The sequence below is a fragment of the Streptomyces sp. NBC_01190 genome (assembly GCF_045039895.1).
Classification (GTDB): domain Bacteria; phylum Actinomycetota; class Actinomycetes; order Streptomycetales; family Streptomycetaceae; genus Actinacidiphila.
The window spans coordinates 5,746,304-5,762,845 of sequence record NZ_CP108580.1; the positions used below are offsets into that span (position 1 = coordinate 5,746,304).

The window sequence follows — 16,542 nt, forward strand, 5'->3', positions numbered from 1 at the left end:
CGGTTGTGCGAAGTGGGCGGCGTCCGGGGGACCGCCGGGCGGGCCGCCACCGTGTGCGCACTTCCATGGTGGCCGCGGTTTCGGCCGGGGAGCGTTCCCCGCCCCCATCACCAACCTGAATGGCAGCAAAGACCGCAGGGGACGAAGCGGCGCCAAAAGGGCCATAGCGGGTGATGTGTCGTCGTCAGCCGTCCGTCGCCGGTTGGGGGCCGGTGCCGCGCCGGCCCGGTCCCTTCTTCCCGTGACTGTCGGAGTGTCAGAGGGCGCGGAAACATCGGTCGGTAGAACGGCCGACCGTTCAGCACCGCCCGGCGGGACCGGGCGCCCCTCTCACAGGAGATTCGATGCGCGCTCCAACGTTGGCACAGTGGGTCGGTGAACCCGAGACGTTCCTCTCCGAGTACTGGCGGCGCAGGCCCGGAGTGTTCCGCCCCGAGGGCGGGGCGTACAGCTCCTTCTCGCTGGCCGACGCGGACGCCGCGCTGGCCAGCGGGTTCCTGCGCGAGCCGTATCTGGAGATGACCCGCGCCGAGCAGCCGCTGACGCGGGAGGCGTACACGGCCGTCCGGCGGATCTACCACGCGAAGTTCGGCGGCTTCGCCGACCTGGCGAAGGTGGGGGCGCTGCTGGACGACGGCGCGACCCTGCTGCTGCGCCGTATCGACCACTGGCACCGGGCGACCCGCGACATGCTCCAGGAGCTGGCGACGGAACTGGGCCTGCCGGTCGAGGCGTTCTACTTCGTCACGCCCGAGGGCCACCAGGGGCTCCCGCTGCACCGGGACGACGCCGACGTCCTGGTGATCCAGGTGGCCGGCAGCAAGAGCTGGCACGTGCACGAGGGACCCGCCGACGGCAACTGGGACCTGGGGAAGGTGCGCGGGGACGAGCCCGCCGAGATCTTCCGGACGACCCTGCGGGCCGGCGAGGTCCTCTACATCCCGAGGGCGTTCGCGCACCGCGCGACCGGGGACGGCGGACTCTCGGCGCACCTCTCGCTGACCATCCGCGAGGCGGGCACCGAGCACCTGGAGAGCAGTCTGCTCGACTTCGCAGTCCAGGGCGTCGAACTGCCGCCGCGGCCGCTCGGCGACGAAGCCCTCGACAAGACGGCGGCCGAGCTGCTCGACCACGCGCTGGCCCGCCTCGCCGACCTGACGCCCGGCGGCCTGCTGGAGCTGGCCCGCCGCAACCTGGTGGCGCAGATGCCGCAGGCGCAGCCGTCGCTCTCGCTGGCGGCGGTGGCCGCCGCGTGGGAGCAGCGTCAGGAGGCCGAGCACGATGGCACACCCGCGGCGGCCGAACCGGCCGCGCGCTGAGCACGCGGTGACACACCGGCCGTGAGGCCGCCCCCGCGCTGATCCCCGCCGGCGGACCGCCGGGCACGGAAGACCGTGCCCGGCGGTCCGTCGGCGTGCGCGCGGCGCCGCGTCCGGCTGGTCGGCCCGCCCACCCGCCGGAGCGGGACGCCAGGACCGGCGGTGGCGGCGGACGCGACGACAGCAGCACTCCGGTTCCTGCCCTGTTGACCACCACAGGGCAGGAACCGGAGTGCTGCTGGGGGAGAACCGCCTCAGTGCGCGGAGGAGAGGAAGGGAACGCGCCCGACCCGGCCGGACGGCCGGCCCGGCGCGGACACCGAGTCAGTGAGAACCGAGTCGTGCAGTTCGCTGAGTTCACGGCAGGGCTCGATGCCCAGCTCGTCCACCAGCAGGTGGTAGCACCTGCGGTAGGTGTTCAGCGCGCCCGACCGGTCGCCGCCGAGCGCCAGCGCCAGCATCAACTGGTAGCTGAACCGCTCCCGGTGCGGATGGGCGAGGGTGAGCCGGGTCAGTTCCGGCACGGCCTCGTGATACCTGCCGGTCTCCAGCAGCAGACCGGCGTACTCCTCCCAGAGCATGAGTTGGAGCTCGGTGAGGAAATGGACCTCCGCCTCCATGGGGGCGGTGATGGCGAGCGATTCCAGCGGCCGGCCGCGCCACAGCCGCAGCGCCCTCGTCAGCAGCGTCTCGGCCCGCTCGTGGTCCCCCTCGCGACTGGCGGTCACCCCCCGCTCGGCGAACTCCCGGAAGGAGATGAGGTCAAGCTCCCCGGGGCCGACGTCCAGCCGGTAGCCCTTGTGCACCGTGTGCAGCCGCTGCTCCCCGCCGGCGGCGGACAGCAGCCGCCGCAGCCTGCCCACGTAGAGCTGGAGGTTCTTGACCGCGGACGCGGGCGGTTCATCCGCCCACACGGCTTCGAGCAGGCCCGCGACGGTCACCGGCCGGTTGGCGTTGAGCAGCAGGTGGGCGAGGACCGTCTGCTGCTTGGCGGTTCCCAGCGGAACCGGCGCACCGTCCCGGGTGACTCCCAGCGGGCCAAGAAGGGTGAAGTACAACACTGCGACACGACCTCTTCCCATGTCGTTCCCATGTCTTCACATGTCGTTCCCACGTCGTCATGAGGGCGGCGCCCCGGGGAGCACCCGCCAGAACGCGTGAGACGCGCGGTCGTCCGCGCCGTCATTCCGTCGGCGCGCCGTTGATGAACTCCTCGACCGCCGCGTGGGCCTCGGCGTCCGACAACTGCCGCGGGGGCGACTTCATGAAGTAGGCCGAGGCGGAGTCCACCGGCCCGCCGATGCCGCGGTCCAGCGCGATCTTCGCGGCGCGTACGGCGTCGATGATCACGCCCGCGGAGTTGGGGGAGTCCCAGACCTCCAGCTTGTACTCCAGGTTCAGCGGCACCCCGCCGAACGTCTCGCCCTCCAGCCGGACATAGGCCCACTTCCGGTCGTCCAGCCAGGGCACGTAGTCCGACGGACCGATGTGCACCGAGGAACCCGACATCTCCCGGGGTATCTGGGACAGCACCGACTGCGTCTTGGAGATCTTCTTCGAGCGCAGGCGGGTGCGCTCCAGCATGTTCCTGAAGTCCATGTTGCCGCCGACGTTGAGCTGCGAGGTGCGCAGCAGGCGGACGCCGCGGTCCTCGAAGAGTTTGGCCAGCACGCGGTGCGTGATCGTGGCGCCCACCTGGGACTTGATGTCGTCCCCGACGATCGGCACCCCGGCCGCGCGGAACCGGTCGGCCCATTCCGGATCGGAGGCGATGAAGACCGGCAGCGCGTTGACGAAGGCCACCCCGGCGTCGATCGCCGCCTGGGCGTAGCAGCGGACGGCCGCCTCGGAGCCCACCGGCAGGTAGCACACCAGCACATCGGCCTCGGCCGCCCGCAGCGCGGAGACGACGTCGACGGGCGGTTCGTCGGACTCGGTGATGGCCTCCCGGTAGAACTCGCCCAGCCCGTCGTACGTGGGACCGCGCCGCACGGTGACACCCGTCGGCGGGACGTCGCAGATCCGGATGGTGTTGTTCTCGCTCGCCACGATGGCCTCGGCCAGATCCTGACCGACCTTCTTCGCGTCCACGTCGAACGCGGCGACGAATTCGATGTCCCGTACGTGGTAGTCGCCGAACATCACGTGCATCAGCCCGGGGACCCGCTCGTCCGGGGCGGCGTCGCGGTAGTAGCGCACCCCCTGCACGAGGGAGGCGGCGCAGTTTCCGACCCCGACCAGAGCCACCCTTATGCTGCGTTTCTTTGCCGACATTGGCATGCTCCATCATGATCGAGAGAACTCGCGGAATGGCGGGCGGCCAACGGATCCCGGCCGGAGCCAGGTATCGGCGGATCGTCCTCCTTACCTCATCGACAGTAGAGCCGTCCGGGGCGGAACTTAAGTCACGGGAAATCGGTTCCGGAAGGCCGGTCGAAATCGGGACGCGACCTGTCTGGGCAGCTCATACCAGGTACCGGGAGGACGTGACTTGACTTCCGGAGGACACGGTCTGCCAGGATGAAAGGGTCCGTCATTCGCATGCCGACCGGGGAGATCACCAATGAAGAACGCGGCTCCGCGGAAGCCGTCGGAGCATGAACCGCTGAGCGAACCGGCCGATCGCGTGGCCCAATACTCCTGCCGTGTCCTGCGTGAACTGCCCCACGACCCGGAGGCTTTCACCCAGGGTCTCGTCATCGCCGGCGGCCGGCTGATCGAGGGGACCGGGCTCTACGGCGGCTCTGAGCTGAGGACCATTTCCCGCGACACCGGCGCGAGCATCGAGCGCGGCCGCTTGCCGAGGGACTTCTTCGGCGAAGGGATAGCCGAACGCGGCGGATTCCTTTACCAGTTGACCTGGCGGGAGCGACAGGGATTCGTCTACCGGAGCGACACCTTCGAAGAGGTGGGGCGTTTCGACTACGCGACGGAGGGGTGGGGCCTGACCTGCTATCAGGGCGATCTCGTCATGAGCGACGGGTCGAGCGAGCTCTACACACTCGACCCGGAAGGCTCCCCGCGCCAGACGCCGCTGTGCGCCGTCACCCATGAGGGGGCCCCGGTGACCGGCATCAACGACATCGAGGCGGTCGGCGACCGGATCTACGCCAATGTCTGGAAGTCGGAACTGGTCTTCGAGATCGATCCGGCGACCGGCGCGGTCACCGCCACCGTCGACCTGTCGGGCCTCCTTCCGTTCCCTTCCGGGCGGGTCAACGCCGACGCGGTGCTCAACGGGATCGCCTATGACCGGGCCAATCGGAGTTTCTGGGTGACCGGAAAGCTGTGGCCGAAGATGTTCGAGACGCGCTTCGAAGACCGCCGTTAGAGCGGTGCGAGGGGTGGCAAGGATGCCTCTTAGTGCAGAGCGAGTCCCGGATCCCCGGTACCGGGGACCCGGGACTTCTGAATAGGTGCGAGACGGGTCCATAATCGAGGACCGCGGGCGGCCGCGCCGCTGTCGTGGGTGTCTCCGGAAGACGGCCCGGGCGGCAAAGCCACCGCTGAGATGTGTTCATACCCGGAGGTCATCCTCGACCTGGTGCAGTTGCACAGCCGCACAGTCACCATGCCGACGATCTGTCCGCGCCAGCAGGATAGGGAGGATCCGTGTTCGCGTACGAGGCAGGAGAGGAGAGTGAGGAAGCATTTTATACAGACATCGGACTGAGTCTGTCCGCACATCGCGGGAAGGGCGCGGCTCTCGTATGGCCCCGGGGGGCCAACCTCGTGCTGGAGGATATATCCGCCGAATACACGCGGGACCAGGCCGACCGCTCGGCTCCCGATGGCGGAGTTTCCCCCCGGGCCAGGCCGGCCCACGAAAGGCTGATACGGCGGCTTCGCGCCACCCTGGAGGTGGTGGAGATCAGCGCGGAGCACTGGTTCCTGGGTGTCGGGCAGAAGATGGACGACACCAAGGGGCACCGGGACGTGCTTCTCCTGCCGCTCGAAGGCGGTTTCGAGTGCCGGATCGAATCCGCTGACGGGGCGCCGGACGCCGCCCGGGAGGATTCGTCCATCCACCTCCGGGTGCGCTTCGGTGAGATTCTCTACATACCGGAGAAGCTCGGCTTCTCGGTCGCCGAGGCCCACTCCCGGTGCGGCATTCTGAAGCTGGAGTTCTGACCCGCGCGCCGAGGACGCGGGAAGCGGGGGGTGGCAACCAGAAAGCGGCCACCGGCCGAACCCGCCCGGCGATCGAGTCGTCGTCGGAGCGGATCGGCACGGTGACCGCTGCTGGCTGTTTCGCCCACCCGCCCTCGGCCGGCGGGTTGCGGCGTGGCGCCTCGCGGGGCGCGGATTCCGGTCGTCCTGCTGCTCAGCCGCCCCAGCCGGTGTCGTCGGTGCCCGGCTGATTCACCGATACGGAGGTGCCCCCGTCGGCGGAAACCGTCGTCTGGTGAGCGGATGCCTGCTGAGCACCCGCCAGGCCGAAACCGACGGCCACGAGAAGCAGGACGGACGTAATGAATCCGATCATGCGAGTCATTGTTTTTCCTCCTAAGAACTGATTTCCCGTAACTGCCGGTGATTTCCGCCTCCATTAGATTGACAGGCCCTCGGGCGGCGTTCCAGAGCGAAACCCCCTCACCAAAGTGCCCGACACCAAAGAGCTGGGGTTATAAAACGCGCCAAGGGCAGCAAGCCGGAAAAAAACCCCCAAAGGCGCGGCGGCCGGCCGGACGGGGCCTCGAACCGCCCCCGCCGGGCCGCCGGATGGCGTGATCGACGGCGGATCCGCGGCTCAGCACGGCGCCGGTACAGTGCCGATGTGACCGAACTTTCGGCGGAAGCCCAGCGCAGCGCGGAGAGCCGCGGCGAGAGCGGGCGACAGTGGATGGCGGCGCTGCCCGGGATCGTCGCCGAGCTGTGCGCGCGGTGGTCGCTCCGACCGGGAGCGCCGATCAGCGGCGGGAAGTGGGCGTACGTCGCGCACGTGACCACCGCGGACGGCAGCGGCGCGGTGCTCAAGGTCTCGCCCCCCGACGCCGAGTTCCACACGCCGGCCCGGCTGATGGCCGCGGCCGACGGCCGCGGCTACGTCCGCCTGCTGGCCCAGGACGCCTCCCGGTGCGCGCTGCTGATGGAGCCGCTCGGTGCCCCGCTGGCCGCCACCGGGCTGCCGGTGGACGGCATGCTGGACGTGCTGGCCGCGACGCTCCGGCAGGCATGGCGGGCACCCTGCGTGCCGGGCCACACCGTCGCCGCGGCGAACGACAAGGCCGTCGGGCTGATCGGCCTGCTGGACGACCTCTGGCCGGCCACGGGCAAGCCCTGCTCGCCCCAACTGATAGCCAAGGCCCGCGGTTTCGCCGAGCGCCGGGCCGCGCCGGCCGCCGGGACGGAGCAGGTCGCCTGCCACGGCGACCCCCACCCCGGCAACCTGCTCGCCGTCGGGGCACCCAGGCCCGGGGCCGAGACGGGGTACGTGTTCGTGGACCCGGACGGACTGCTCTGCGACCCCGGTTACGACCTCGGTGTCGCCATGAGCGGCTGGCAGGAGCTGGTGCTGCGCGCCGACCAGCCGGTCGCGCTGGTCCGCGGCTGGTCGCGGCGCCTGGCGGCGGCGACCGGTGTGGACGAGGAGACGGTCTGGGAGTGGGCCTTCGTCGAACGCGTGACCTCGGGCCTGTTCCTGATGAGCCACGGCCACCAGGACGAAGGCCGCGAGCTGCTCGCCTCAGCCGAACTGCTGCGCTGACAATCCGTCATGAGCGCACGCGCCGCGCGCTACAGCGCGCGCAGCCGCGACGCCGTCGCCACGTCGTTCAAGCGCGGCCACACCTCGTCCCGTACCCGGACCGTGCGGCAGGCCCGGGGATCGGCGAAGAGCATCTCCACGGGTTCGTCCACCGGGCGGGCCGGCGCCCGTACCTCGTCGACGAGGTCGATCCCTGCCAGGAAGCGCCACAGTGCCGCCCAACCCTGGGACGTGGCGCTGTGCATGTCCGCCACGTCGAGCACCGTGCGCGCCCCGGTCGGGCTTCGCGCGGTACGACGCAGGTGCCGTCTGCCGGGTCCGCGCCAGACCGGCCAGGGATACCTGTGGATCCGACCCGCGGATCGCGAAAGCGACGGGTTTCCGTTGCTTGACAACGTCCGTCGCACTGCTCAGCGCGGGCGCAGGTGTTCCCGCAGAGCGCGGAGTCGGCCGCTGAGTTCGGGGACGGCGCCCGGGCGGAAGGAGGCCGGTGCCGTCGGGCAGTGGTCGCGGAGGGCGGCCAGGGTGCCGGGGGTGAAGTGCGCGGCGCCGTCCATGGTGACGGTGACGCCGTCGAGCCGGGCGATGCCGCCGTTCCAGGCGACCGCCCGCGCCGCGCCGGTCCCGGGTGGCAGCCGCAGACGGATGCCGCGGCCGGCGATGGTGACCGGATATCCGCCGGGCAGGCCCAGTGGGCCGGGCAGATGGGTGGCGTACGGCGCTTCGTCGGGATCGGTGAGCGCGTGCAGTACGGTGGCGCCGGCTGCGGCGCCGATCTCGTTGATCCGGGTCCGCGGCCACGTCCGCAAGGCGGCCAGATGGGCGGGGAGTTCGCTGAGCGGTCGGCCGTCGAACCAGGCCAGCGCCTCCTGCGACGGGTCCGGCGGGGCGGACAAGTGGGCGTGGTGGGCCAGCAGATGGAGCCGGGACTCATGGGGCATGCCCAGCCGTGTCCGCAGCGCCGTCGCGAGCGAATGGACATTGCCGAGGCCGCACAGGACGGGGAGCCCGGCGGCGTGCAGGAGGGCGTTGACGGCGTCGGGGAAGCAGGCGTTCACCACCCCCGCGGCCGGGCGGACCTCGGTGAGCGCCGAGGTGACCCGCAGGGCCAGGGACGCCTGGAGCGGCAGCGTCACGCCGAAGCCCGCCTGCCGCAGCAGCGCGGTCCAGGCCGAGGGACGCTGCCGCACCTCCGCGGGCGACTGCTCGGAGGCACAGACCACCAGCAGGTCGGGGCGGATCCGGTCGAGCAGCGGACGCGGATCCTCGTCCTCGGACAGGGCACCGGTGTGGGCGGTGAAGGTGTGGCGGGTGCCGGCGGCGGCGGCGCGCACCGCTCCGATCCCCGCCACCGCCTCGGCCGCCGCGGTGTTCCGTCCGATCACATGAAGGTCCGCGGGCGCCACCGGCAGGCTGCCGAAGGACGCGGTCAGGGCCCCGGCGAAGGCGCCGGTGCCGAGGACCGCGATCCGGCGGCCGGCTGGGTGCCGCTGTCCGCTCATGACGCGCCGGTGATCGGCGATGCCCGGGGGGCGGACGTCAGGAAGTCGTCGAGATCGAGCACCCGGGGTTCCGGCAGCCCGGCGCAACGGCTGCTCAGGTCGAGCCGCGCGGGCCGGTCCCGGTCGGCGAAGTAGACCGGTGCCAGGAGCCCGGACGTGCCGGGGGCGGCCACGGTGAGCAGCGGGTTGGCGACGAGGAAGTCGCGGACCGCCGGGGTGTCACGGCGTACGTACAGGCGCAGCCGTTTGCTGGCGAAGTGATTGGGCGGCAGCTCCACTCTCGGTCCGAAGCGCCGCTTCCACTGGAAGATGCCCTTGCTGACGAAGGCCTCGGTGCCGAAGAAGTCGACGTGCGGCACGCCGTGTTCGCAGGCCCAGGCCAGCAGCAGGTGGTAGGCCGCTTTGAAGGCGCCGGAGGCGTAGTGCTCCGGGTCGCCGTCGCGGACGCCGAGCAGCCGCGTGGTCAGCGTGCGGTGGTCCGGTGACCAGTGGCACAGGACACCGGCGACGCGGACACCGTCCTGGGTGACGAAGAAGAGGGTGCCGTGCCGGAGGATGGCGTGGCGGGCGACGGCCCGGGACTCGCTGCGCAGCCGTTCGCCGTGCCTGCGGACCATCGTCGGCAGGTGGAGCCGCCGGTAGAACTCGTCGAACGCCTCGGCGGAGGGGTCTTCCTGCCATCCCCAGCCGTGCCGGCGCGTGCCCCGCCGGAACACCTCGCGTTCCCGCCGGGAGATACGGGCCCGCAGCTCGGCGGGATCGGCGGGCACATCCACGACCAGGTGGACGCGGAAGGGCGCGGTGACGCTGCGCGCGCTGGGCAGTTCCCTGAGCCGGTGGGCCTCGGCGCCCACCAGGACGATGTCGGCGTCCGGCCAGCGGCCCTCGGCGAGGTCGCGCAGCCGTCCGCCGCCGGTGTGCCTGACCGGCTCCGGGCCTGCTGGATCCCGCTGGTGTTCGAGCAGTTGGAGGATGTTGGTCCGGCCGGCGGGCAGACCGACGTAGGCCAGGCTCGGCCCGCCCGCCGGACTGTACGAGACGGTCACCTCGCCCGGGGTGTCGCGTCCGTCCAGCGCGCTGCGGGTGACGCGCATCAGGCGCCGCGGGCTGTTGTTCCAGCCGTAGGCGAATTCGGCGCGCACAGCGCCGAACGGACGGCCGGGCGCGGTGCGGGACGCGGTGGTGGGCCCGGTGGTGGGCCCGGTGCATGCCCCGGTGAGGGAGTGGAAGGGCGCGGGCATGGCCGTCCTCACGCGCCGCGGCCGGCGGCCATGGTGTGCAGGACCTCGCGCAGGTGAGCCGGATCCCGAAGGAACACCAGGTCGGCCGGGGCGACGGGCCGGTAGTCGTCCGTGCCGTACGAGCCGGAGGCGTGGATGAGCACCTCCTCGGTGTCGACCACCGAACGGTCGAGCGCGTTGAGCACGCCGGTGACCGCCATCACCAGGGACCATTCGCGCAGGCGGCGCGGGTCCGCGGGCAGCGCGGTCCCGGTGGGCGCCAGCAGGTCGCGGATGTACGGGTAGCGGTCCAGGCACTCGGCCAGCGAGACCACGATGCCGCCGCCGCCCTGGCGCCGGATGATCGCGTTCATCCGCTCCGAGGTCACCGGCGTCCTGGTGTAGAAGGTGGAGTCCAGCTCTTCGGCGGGGTCGTAGGTGCGCTGCGGGAAGTGCGGATCGTCCCGCTGTACGAACATCCCGTCCTGGCGGGTCCATCGCGGCCGGTAGTCGAAGCGGTCGTGGTAGAGGCTCGACACCATGTCGGGCGTGCCCAGGTGCTGGACCAGAAGGTAGCCGGTGCCGGCGGCGGCGTACTCCTGTCCGGTCGCCCATCGCCGTCCGTGGTGGTGGCCGAGCAGCCCGAAGGCACTGGAGACGGAGTGGGCGTGCACCCGTGGTGCGGCGGGCAGTTCGTCCCGCTCGAACAGGGCTCGTACGGCGTCGGCGACCGCGTAGTTGCGCAGGTCCAGGGTGTGCCACAGCCGCACCCCGTGCCGGGAGAACAGCGGTTCCGCCTCGTTGTCGACCAGTGAGCGGGCCAGGTGTTTGACGTCTCCCGGCTCACGGGTGTCGGCCACGATCAGCGGGTTGGCGTGCCGCAGCGCGGGATCGGCGGTGAGGCCGCTGTGCCAGAGCTTCGGCGCCGCGACCGCCGGGACCACACACAGGATCCGCAGGTGCTCGGGATCCGCGAGGCCGGTCTCGTAGGCGCGCAGTACGGCGTCGCGCAACGCGGTGGCCTTGTTGGCGCTGGACGGTGTCACGATGACGACGCGTTCGCCGGTACGGCGGATGTGGTCGACGGCTCGCGCGACGATCAGCAGGGACGCGTAGGTCTTCGTCGTGCGGGTGCGGGGGTTGCCCATCAGGTGCAGCAGGCCGAGGCGGGTGCCGGCGTGGGGGCTCAGCCGGTGCGCGGCGATGGTGCTGGGCGCGAAGAACGCGTCGAGTGCGGGGGAGGCCGGCGGCAGGGTCCACGCCGGCTCGAATCCGGCCTGCGGCGACGGCGTCCGTGCGGCCTCGTCCATGACGGACCGCAGCTCGTCCCGGTAGCGGGACAGCGCTCCGCCGGGGCCGGCCGCCGGGCCGGGGCCGGCCTGCGTGGTCACGGGCGAGGTCATGAGGCGGCTCCCTGGAGGATCTGACCGCCCGGGACGAGCCCCTCGGCAGCGGGCGCGTCGGGAACCGCCCCCGGGTCGGCGCCGGTTGTCACCACCCGGTTCGCCTGGTCGACGAAGACGATGTGCGGACTTAAGCTGTCGGCCTCCTCCTGGGTGACGGTCGCATAGCCGATGATGATCACCAGGTCGCCCGGGGAGATGAGTCGGGCGGCGGCGCCGTTGATCCCGACGACGCCGCTGCCGCGTTCGCCCTCCAGGACGTAAGTCGTCAGCCGCGAGCCGTTGTTGATGTCCACGATGTCGACGCGCTCGCCGGGCAGCAGCCCCGCCGCGTCGATCAGGTCGCGGTCGAGCGTCACCGAACCCACGTAGTGCAGGTCCGCCTGCGTCACGGTGGCCCGGTGGATCTTGCTGTGCAGCATGGTGCGGTGCATCTGCCTTTCCCTTCCGCTCCGTTGTGTCGTGTCGTGTCCAGGGACGCCGCGGGCTGTCAGCCGGCGATCTGGATGCGGCGCAGGTGCCGGTTGCGGTCGGTGAAGGCGTTGCGGGCGTGCAGCAGCCGCCAGTTGTCCCAGACGAGCATGTCGCCGGCCCGGTAGTCGACGGCGATGTGGTCCCGGCCGAAGGCCTCCTGCCAGCGCCGTTGCAGGCCGACGGCCGGATCGTCCTCGGCGCGCAGCAGGTTGTTGCAGCTGAAGCGGACGATCGTGTCCTCGCCGCGCTCTTCGAGGACCGGGTGGCGGGTGTGGAGGTCGAGGCCGAGCCGCTGCACTCCCTCGGTGGTCTTCCAGTCGTACTCGGTGGTGTGCAGGTGCCGGCTCTCCGCTTCGGTCATGGCCTCGAGCCAGGGGCGGGTGTCGGCCAGCGTGGTCTCGCCGCCGGGGCCTTCGGCGGGAGTGACGCACCACAGCGCGATGTAGCGGGGCGGCAGTAACGCGAAGTCGTACCCCTCGGTGTGCGGGGTCAGGGGCCGGGTGTTCCCGGCGTGGTAGACGTCGTCCATGCCCGGCTCGGGGCGGACGTCGCCGACCACGGCCCCGGTGTAGTTCGGCACGAAGTCGCCCAGCTCGCGGCAGAAGCGCACCGGGTCGAAGGTGTCGGGCACATTGACCATCAGCACATAGCCGTGCTCGTACATTAATTGCTGGAAGGTCTTTCCGAGGAGCTCGTCGGTGAGCGGGTGACCGTTGAAGTCGAGCTGGGAGAGAATACTGATCGGAGAATGCGACATTACCCATCCTTGCGATGAGCCCGGCTGCCGGGAGAGGGGTGATGCAATTCAAAATAACGGCCACCATCCGGTGCATGTCAACCCTGTGCCATCGCTTACTTTGGGTCAGAAGAAGCCTGGGCCACAGCTCAAGCGCAGGGTGATGGTCGCAGGCCGTAAATAAGATCGGTCGGCAAAGAATCTTGCGGAAAGTAGTCACGGTCGAGCCCTGTTTGACGGGCGAAGTCGCGGGTAGCCGATCGCACAATTGCTGCCCGGACCGGCGGGCGCCCTGGTATATCTCTGCTGCCGGGGACGATCCGCCGGCCGGTCCGGCCGCTCTCCCGGCACGCCCTCGCGCTTCCCGAAAGGAATGACATGACCAGTGGTGCAAATTCCGCATATCTTTTGGGGGCCGAGGACCAGGAGCGCGAACGGCTGCTCTTCCAGGGCGAGATGTTCCGCCCGGAGGCCGCCGCGCTGATCGCGGACGTCCGCCCCCCGGTGGGCGGACGCGCCCTGGACATCGGCTGCGGACCGCTGGGGGTCCTGGACCTGCTCTCCGCCGCGGTCGGCCCGGAGGGCGGCGTCGCCGGGCTGGACGCCGAGCCCCGGATGGTGGAGATGGCCCGCCGGACCGTCGCCGAACGGGGCCTCGGAAACGTCGAGTTGACGGTCGCCGACGCCGCCGCCACCGGGCTTCCGCGTGCCTCGTTCGACGTGGTGCACACCCGTATGGTGCTGATGAACGTTCCGGACAGCGGAAGCGTCCTGGCCGAGATGGCCGCCCTGGTGCGGCCCGGCGGGGCGCTGTTACTCCAGGACGTGGACTGGATGACCCGCGTCTGCGCTCCCGCCCATCCGGCCTGGGACCGGGTCGTGGCCCTGGTCGAGGAGTTGTGGCGGCGCAACGGTATGGACGTCCGCATCGGGCGCAAACTGCCGGCCATGCTGCGGGCGTCCGGCTTCACGGACGTCCAGGTCCGCGCGCACACCAAGGTGTTCGGCCAGGGCGACCCCTATCAGATGCTGATGGCCGACCGCGCCGAGCAGTGCCGCGCCGCGCTGGTCGGCCAGGGGATGGTCTCGGACGGCGAACTGACCGACCTGATCGCGCGGTTGCGCGAGCACCTCGACGACCCGGGGACGAACGTCGTGCACGCCACGCTCTTCCAGGCGTGGGGAAGGCGCCCGGCGGCCTGACCGGCACCCGCGGTCCGCATGTGTGCCTCGCGGAAAGGCCCCGACCCAGACATGAAGTCATTACGCCCACGGCCGGGCGGAGCGCCGGCCCGGCCGTCGCCACCGGTCAACCCGCCGCTGCCGCCCGTCTTCTGGTGGCTGTGGACGGTCACCCTGGTGAACCGGTGCGGCGGTTTCGTCGCGCCGTTCCTCGCGCTCTATCTCACCTCGGACCGCGGCCACTCGACCTCATACGTCGGCCTGGTGGTCTCGCTGTACGGACTGGGCGCCATGGGGGCCGATCTGCTCGGCGGCCAGTCGGCCGACAGGATCGGGCGCCGGCCCACCCTCCTGTGGGGCAACCTCGCGGCGGCGGTCTGCACGGTGGCGCTCGGGCTGGCCGACGGCTCCGTCCCGATCGCCGTGCTGACCTTCATGGTCGGGCTCACCGGCAACCTCGCCAGGCCCGCGGTCGCCGCGCTGCTCGCCGACACCGTCCCCGAGGCATCGCGTGCCCGCGCGTTCGCGCTGAACTACTGGGCCATCAACATCGGCTTCGCGCTGTCGGCCGTCGTGGCCGGCGCGATGGCCCGGCACGGCTATCTGGCGCTGTTCGTCGGGGACGCGGCGACCACGGCGGCCTGCGCGGCCGTCGTCTGGTACCGGATCCCCGAGAGCCGGCCCGGTGCGGCCCGGCCGGCCGTCGGCGCTGACAAGTCCGACGGCGGCGGGGGGTACTCGGGCGCCGAACCCGGCGAACCGGCTGAGCGCGCCGATCCGGCTGAGCGCGCCGGCCGCGCCGGACCTGCCCAGCCAGCCGAGCCAGCCGAGCCCGCCGCACCCGTCGGCCGGTCCGACCGCACACCGGTCCGCGGCCGAGGAGGCCGCGGCGTCTTCGCCGTACTGGTCGCCCTGACCGTTCTCCTCTACCTCGTGTACCAGCAGGCGACCAGCACGCTGCCGCTGACCATGAACCGCGCCGGATTCTCCGCCCAGCAGTACGGCTGGGTCATCGGCGTCAACGGCGCCGTGATCGTGCTGCTCCAACTGCCGCTCACCCGCTGGTTCGGCGGCCGTGACCGGGCCGTGCTGCTCGCCGTCGGCGCCCTGCTCACCGGGGGCGGCTTCGCGCTGGCGGGCGTGGCCGGCACGGTCGTCGTGTACGCCGCCACCGTCGCGGTCTGGACGGTCGGCGAGATCCTCTGCGCTCCGGCGGCGATGGCGCTGGCCACCGAACTGTCGCCGCCCCAGGCCCGGGGCCGATACCTCGGCCTCTACACGTTGTCCTTCTCCACCGCCGCCTTCGCCGGTCCCGCCCTGGGCAGCCTGGTCCTCGGCCGGGCCGGCGCCACCGTGCTCTGGACCGGCTGCGGGGCCGCGGGCGTCGTGACCGCCCTCGGCTACTTCCTGCTGGACCGCAGGACCCGGAGCCGGGCGCGGACGCGGACCGGCCCGGCACACGTATCCCCGTCCCCCCAGCCGTCCCCCCCATCACCCCGCTCACCCCGCTCACCCCAATCACCCCCTCGACCGACGACCGGGAGCGAACCGAAGATGCCGCCCGCAGCCAATGACGTGATCCCCGCAGCGCGACCCGACCCGACCGGGGAGCCGCAGCGCGCCCCCGCCCTGCTCATCCTCACCGATCTCGCCGCCGTCGCCCGGCACATGGGCCTGGTGGAGGAGGCCCGGCGGCGACACCTCGCTCCGCTGCTGGTGTTCGGACCCGCGACACCCCCGGACGAACTCGCCCACCACCGCCGCGCCGGACATCCCGCGGCGGCCGCCCCGGACGCGGCGCACATCGACGACTACGGGGTGGACGCCACGCTCGCGGCCCTCGGCCCGCTGCTCGACCGATACGCGCTCCGGGGCGTCCTCGCCTGCGGTGAGTCCTTCGTCGAGACGGCCGGTGTGCTCGCCGAGCGCTTCGGGCTGCCGGGGCCGGGAGCCGAGGCGGCCCGGATCTGCCGGGACAAGAACCGGCAACGGCGGGCCGCGCCCTTTCTCGCGCCCCGCTGGACGGAGCTGACCGCCGACACCGCGCCGGACGAGGAGTTCTGGCACACCTTTCCGGCGGTACTCAAACCGACCGGCCGGATGTGCAGTTCCGGTGTCCAGCACATCGCGGACCTGTCCGCCCTGCGGCGCCATCTGCCCGACTACCCCGCCGACGAGGCGCTTCTGCTGGAGGAACGGATCTCCGGCCCCGAGTTCTCGGTGGAGTCACTGGTCCACGAGGGCCGGATCGTCTGGGCCGGGATCACCGCGAAACGTACCAACGAGCACGACACACGCTTCTTCACCGAGACCGGGCACATGTCACCCGCCGCCGATCTCGACCCCCGTGACGAGCGGGCCCTGCTGTCCGCGAACACCGACCTGCTGGCGGCGGTCGGCTTCGGCTCCGGCATCACCCACGCCGAATACCGGCTCGCCGGCGACCGCGTCGTCCTGATGGAGATCGCCGCCCGGCTCCCGGGGGACGCCATCACCCGCCTGTGGCACCTCGCGCTCGGCACTCCGCTGGAACCCGCCGTGGTCGACCTCGCCCTCGGCCGCCGCCCGACCGTGGGCCGGCCGGTACGGCGCGCCGAACAGCTCTACCTCGACCACACCCACGGCGTGCTTGGCGACGTCGAAGCGCCCGGGGTGCCCGTGTCGTGGGTGGAAGACGACGCGAACTGGCCGTCCGTTCAGCCGGCCGGCCCCGACGCCGCGGCGCGGACCTGCGCCGTGGTCGTCACCCGCCGCCGCGGCGACCTCCTCGGCGAAGCGACCGACTCCATGGGCAGATCCGTCTCGGTCGTCACCGACGCCCCGCTCCCGGAAGATCTCGCGGAATTCACCCAGCGCGCCGCCAAATCCGTCACCATCACCACGGACACACCCCACGGGTAGCCCCGGGCCGGGGCGCGGGCCCGCCCCGGGCCCTTGGGCCCGTCGGCGGGCAGGGCCGTCCCGGTCCGCTCCCGGCCGTCCGCCGACGGCCCGCGCCG

The 16,542-nt window shown here is 71.6% G+C and carries 15 protein-coding genes; 6 read left to right on the forward strand and 9 right to left on the reverse strand.

From position 1 onward, the window contains the following. The first annotated feature begins 344 nt into the window (after positions 1–344). The gene (locus tag OG519_RS24265) at positions 345–1,319 is read left to right on the forward strand and encodes a JmjC domain-containing protein (protein WP_405587728.1); all 975 of its coding nucleotides are present in this window, start codon (positions 345–347) and stop codon (positions 1,317–1,319) included. A 254-nt stretch (positions 1,320–1,573) separates the two neighbouring features. On the opposite strand, the gene OG519_RS24270 is transcribed toward OG519_RS24265, so the two are convergent. Together OG519_RS24270 and OG519_RS24275 are read right to left on the reverse strand one after the other, a co-directional pair. After that, positions 1,574–2,380, reverse strand: coding sequence for a BTAD domain-containing putative transcriptional regulator (locus tag OG519_RS24270; protein WP_405587731.1), 807 nt, complete (start codon positions 2,378–2,380; stop codon positions 1,574–1,576). Positions 2,381–2,501: 121 nt separating this feature from the next. Next, entirely contained in the window at positions 2,502–3,593 is a 1,092-nt protein-coding gene (locus OG519_RS24275) for an inositol-3-phosphate synthase (RefSeq protein ID WP_405587734.1), read from the reverse strand. A gap of 289 nt (positions 3,594–3,882) precedes the next feature. On the opposite strand from OG519_RS24275, the gene OG519_RS24280 reads away from it, so the two are divergent. Then, positions 3,883–4,650: a glutaminyl-peptide cyclotransferase gene (locus OG519_RS24280; protein WP_405587737.1), complete on the forward strand. Its 768-nt coding sequence runs from the start codon at positions 3,883–3,885 to the stop codon at positions 4,648–4,650. 281 nt (positions 4,651–4,931) lie between these two features. Further along, entirely contained in the window at positions 4,932–5,450 is a 519-nt protein-coding gene (locus tag OG519_RS24285) for a hypothetical protein (protein ID WP_405587740.1), read from the forward strand. A gap of 193 nt (positions 5,451–5,643) precedes the next feature. Here the strand turns inward: OG519_RS24285 and OG519_RS24290 are convergent, their stop codons facing one another. Then, on the reverse strand, positions 5,644–5,805 hold the full coding sequence (locus OG519_RS24290; RefSeq protein WP_405587743.1) for a hypothetical protein: 162 nt from the start codon (positions 5,803–5,805) through the stop codon (positions 5,644–5,646). Positions 5,806–6,096: 291 nt separating this feature from the next. Between OG519_RS24290 and OG519_RS24295 the strand changes: the two genes are divergently transcribed. Next, entirely contained in the window at positions 6,097–7,026 is a 930-nt protein-coding gene (locus OG519_RS24295; protein WP_405587746.1) for an aminoglycoside phosphotransferase family protein, read from the forward strand. Positions 7,027–7,055: 29 nt separating this feature from the next. On the opposite strand, the gene OG519_RS24300 is transcribed toward OG519_RS24295, so the two are convergent. The 6 genes from OG519_RS24300 to OG519_RS24325 are packed head-to-tail and all read right to left on the reverse strand — an operon-like array spanning position 7,056 to position 12,382. After that, complete coding sequence (locus OG519_RS24300; RefSeq protein WP_405587748.1) at positions 7,056–7,433, reverse strand: hypothetical protein; 378 nt, start codon at positions 7,431–7,433, stop codon at positions 7,056–7,058. A gap of 3 nt (positions 7,434–7,436) precedes the next feature. Then, on the reverse strand, positions 7,437–8,528 hold the full coding sequence (locus tag OG519_RS24305) for a hypothetical protein (RefSeq protein WP_405587751.1): 1,092 nt from the start codon (positions 8,526–8,528) through the stop codon (positions 7,437–7,439). Further along, positions 8,525–9,769, reverse strand: coding sequence for a GNAT family N-acetyltransferase (locus tag OG519_RS24310; RefSeq protein ID WP_405587754.1), 1,245 nt, complete (start codon positions 9,767–9,769; stop codon positions 8,525–8,527). Before OG519_RS24310 ends, OG519_RS24305 begins: the two co-directional genes overlap by 4 nt. An 8-nt stretch (positions 9,770–9,777) precedes the next feature. Continuing rightward, positions 9,778–11,151: a DUF6002 family protein gene (locus OG519_RS24315; protein ID WP_405587757.1), complete on the reverse strand. Its 1,374-nt coding sequence runs from the start codon at positions 11,149–11,151 to the stop codon at positions 9,778–9,780. Further along, positions 11,148–11,585, reverse strand: a complete 438-nt coding sequence (gene panD / locus OG519_RS24320; protein ID WP_405587760.1) for an aspartate 1-decarboxylase — start codon at positions 11,583–11,585, stop codon at positions 11,148–11,150. Before panD ends, OG519_RS24315 begins: the two co-directional genes overlap by 4 nt. Before the next feature lie 56 nt (positions 11,586–11,641). Continuing rightward, positions 11,642–12,382, reverse strand: a complete 741-nt coding sequence (locus OG519_RS24325; protein WP_405587763.1) for a TauD/TfdA family dioxygenase — start codon at positions 12,380–12,382, stop codon at positions 11,642–11,644. 357 nt (positions 12,383–12,739) lie between these two features. On the opposite strand from OG519_RS24325, the gene OG519_RS24330 reads away from it, so the two are divergent. Together OG519_RS24330 and OG519_RS24335 are read left to right on the forward strand one after the other, a co-directional pair. Further along, positions 12,740–13,564, forward strand: a complete 825-nt coding sequence (locus tag OG519_RS24330; protein ID WP_405587766.1) for a methyltransferase domain-containing protein — start codon at positions 12,740–12,742, stop codon at positions 13,562–13,564. Between the two features lie 51 nt (positions 13,565–13,615). After that, a complete protein-coding gene (locus OG519_RS24335; RefSeq protein ID WP_405587769.1) occupies positions 13,616–16,444 on the forward strand; it encodes an MFS transporter in 2,829 nt (942 codons plus the stop codon). Positions 16,445–16,542: the final 98 nt, after the last annotated feature.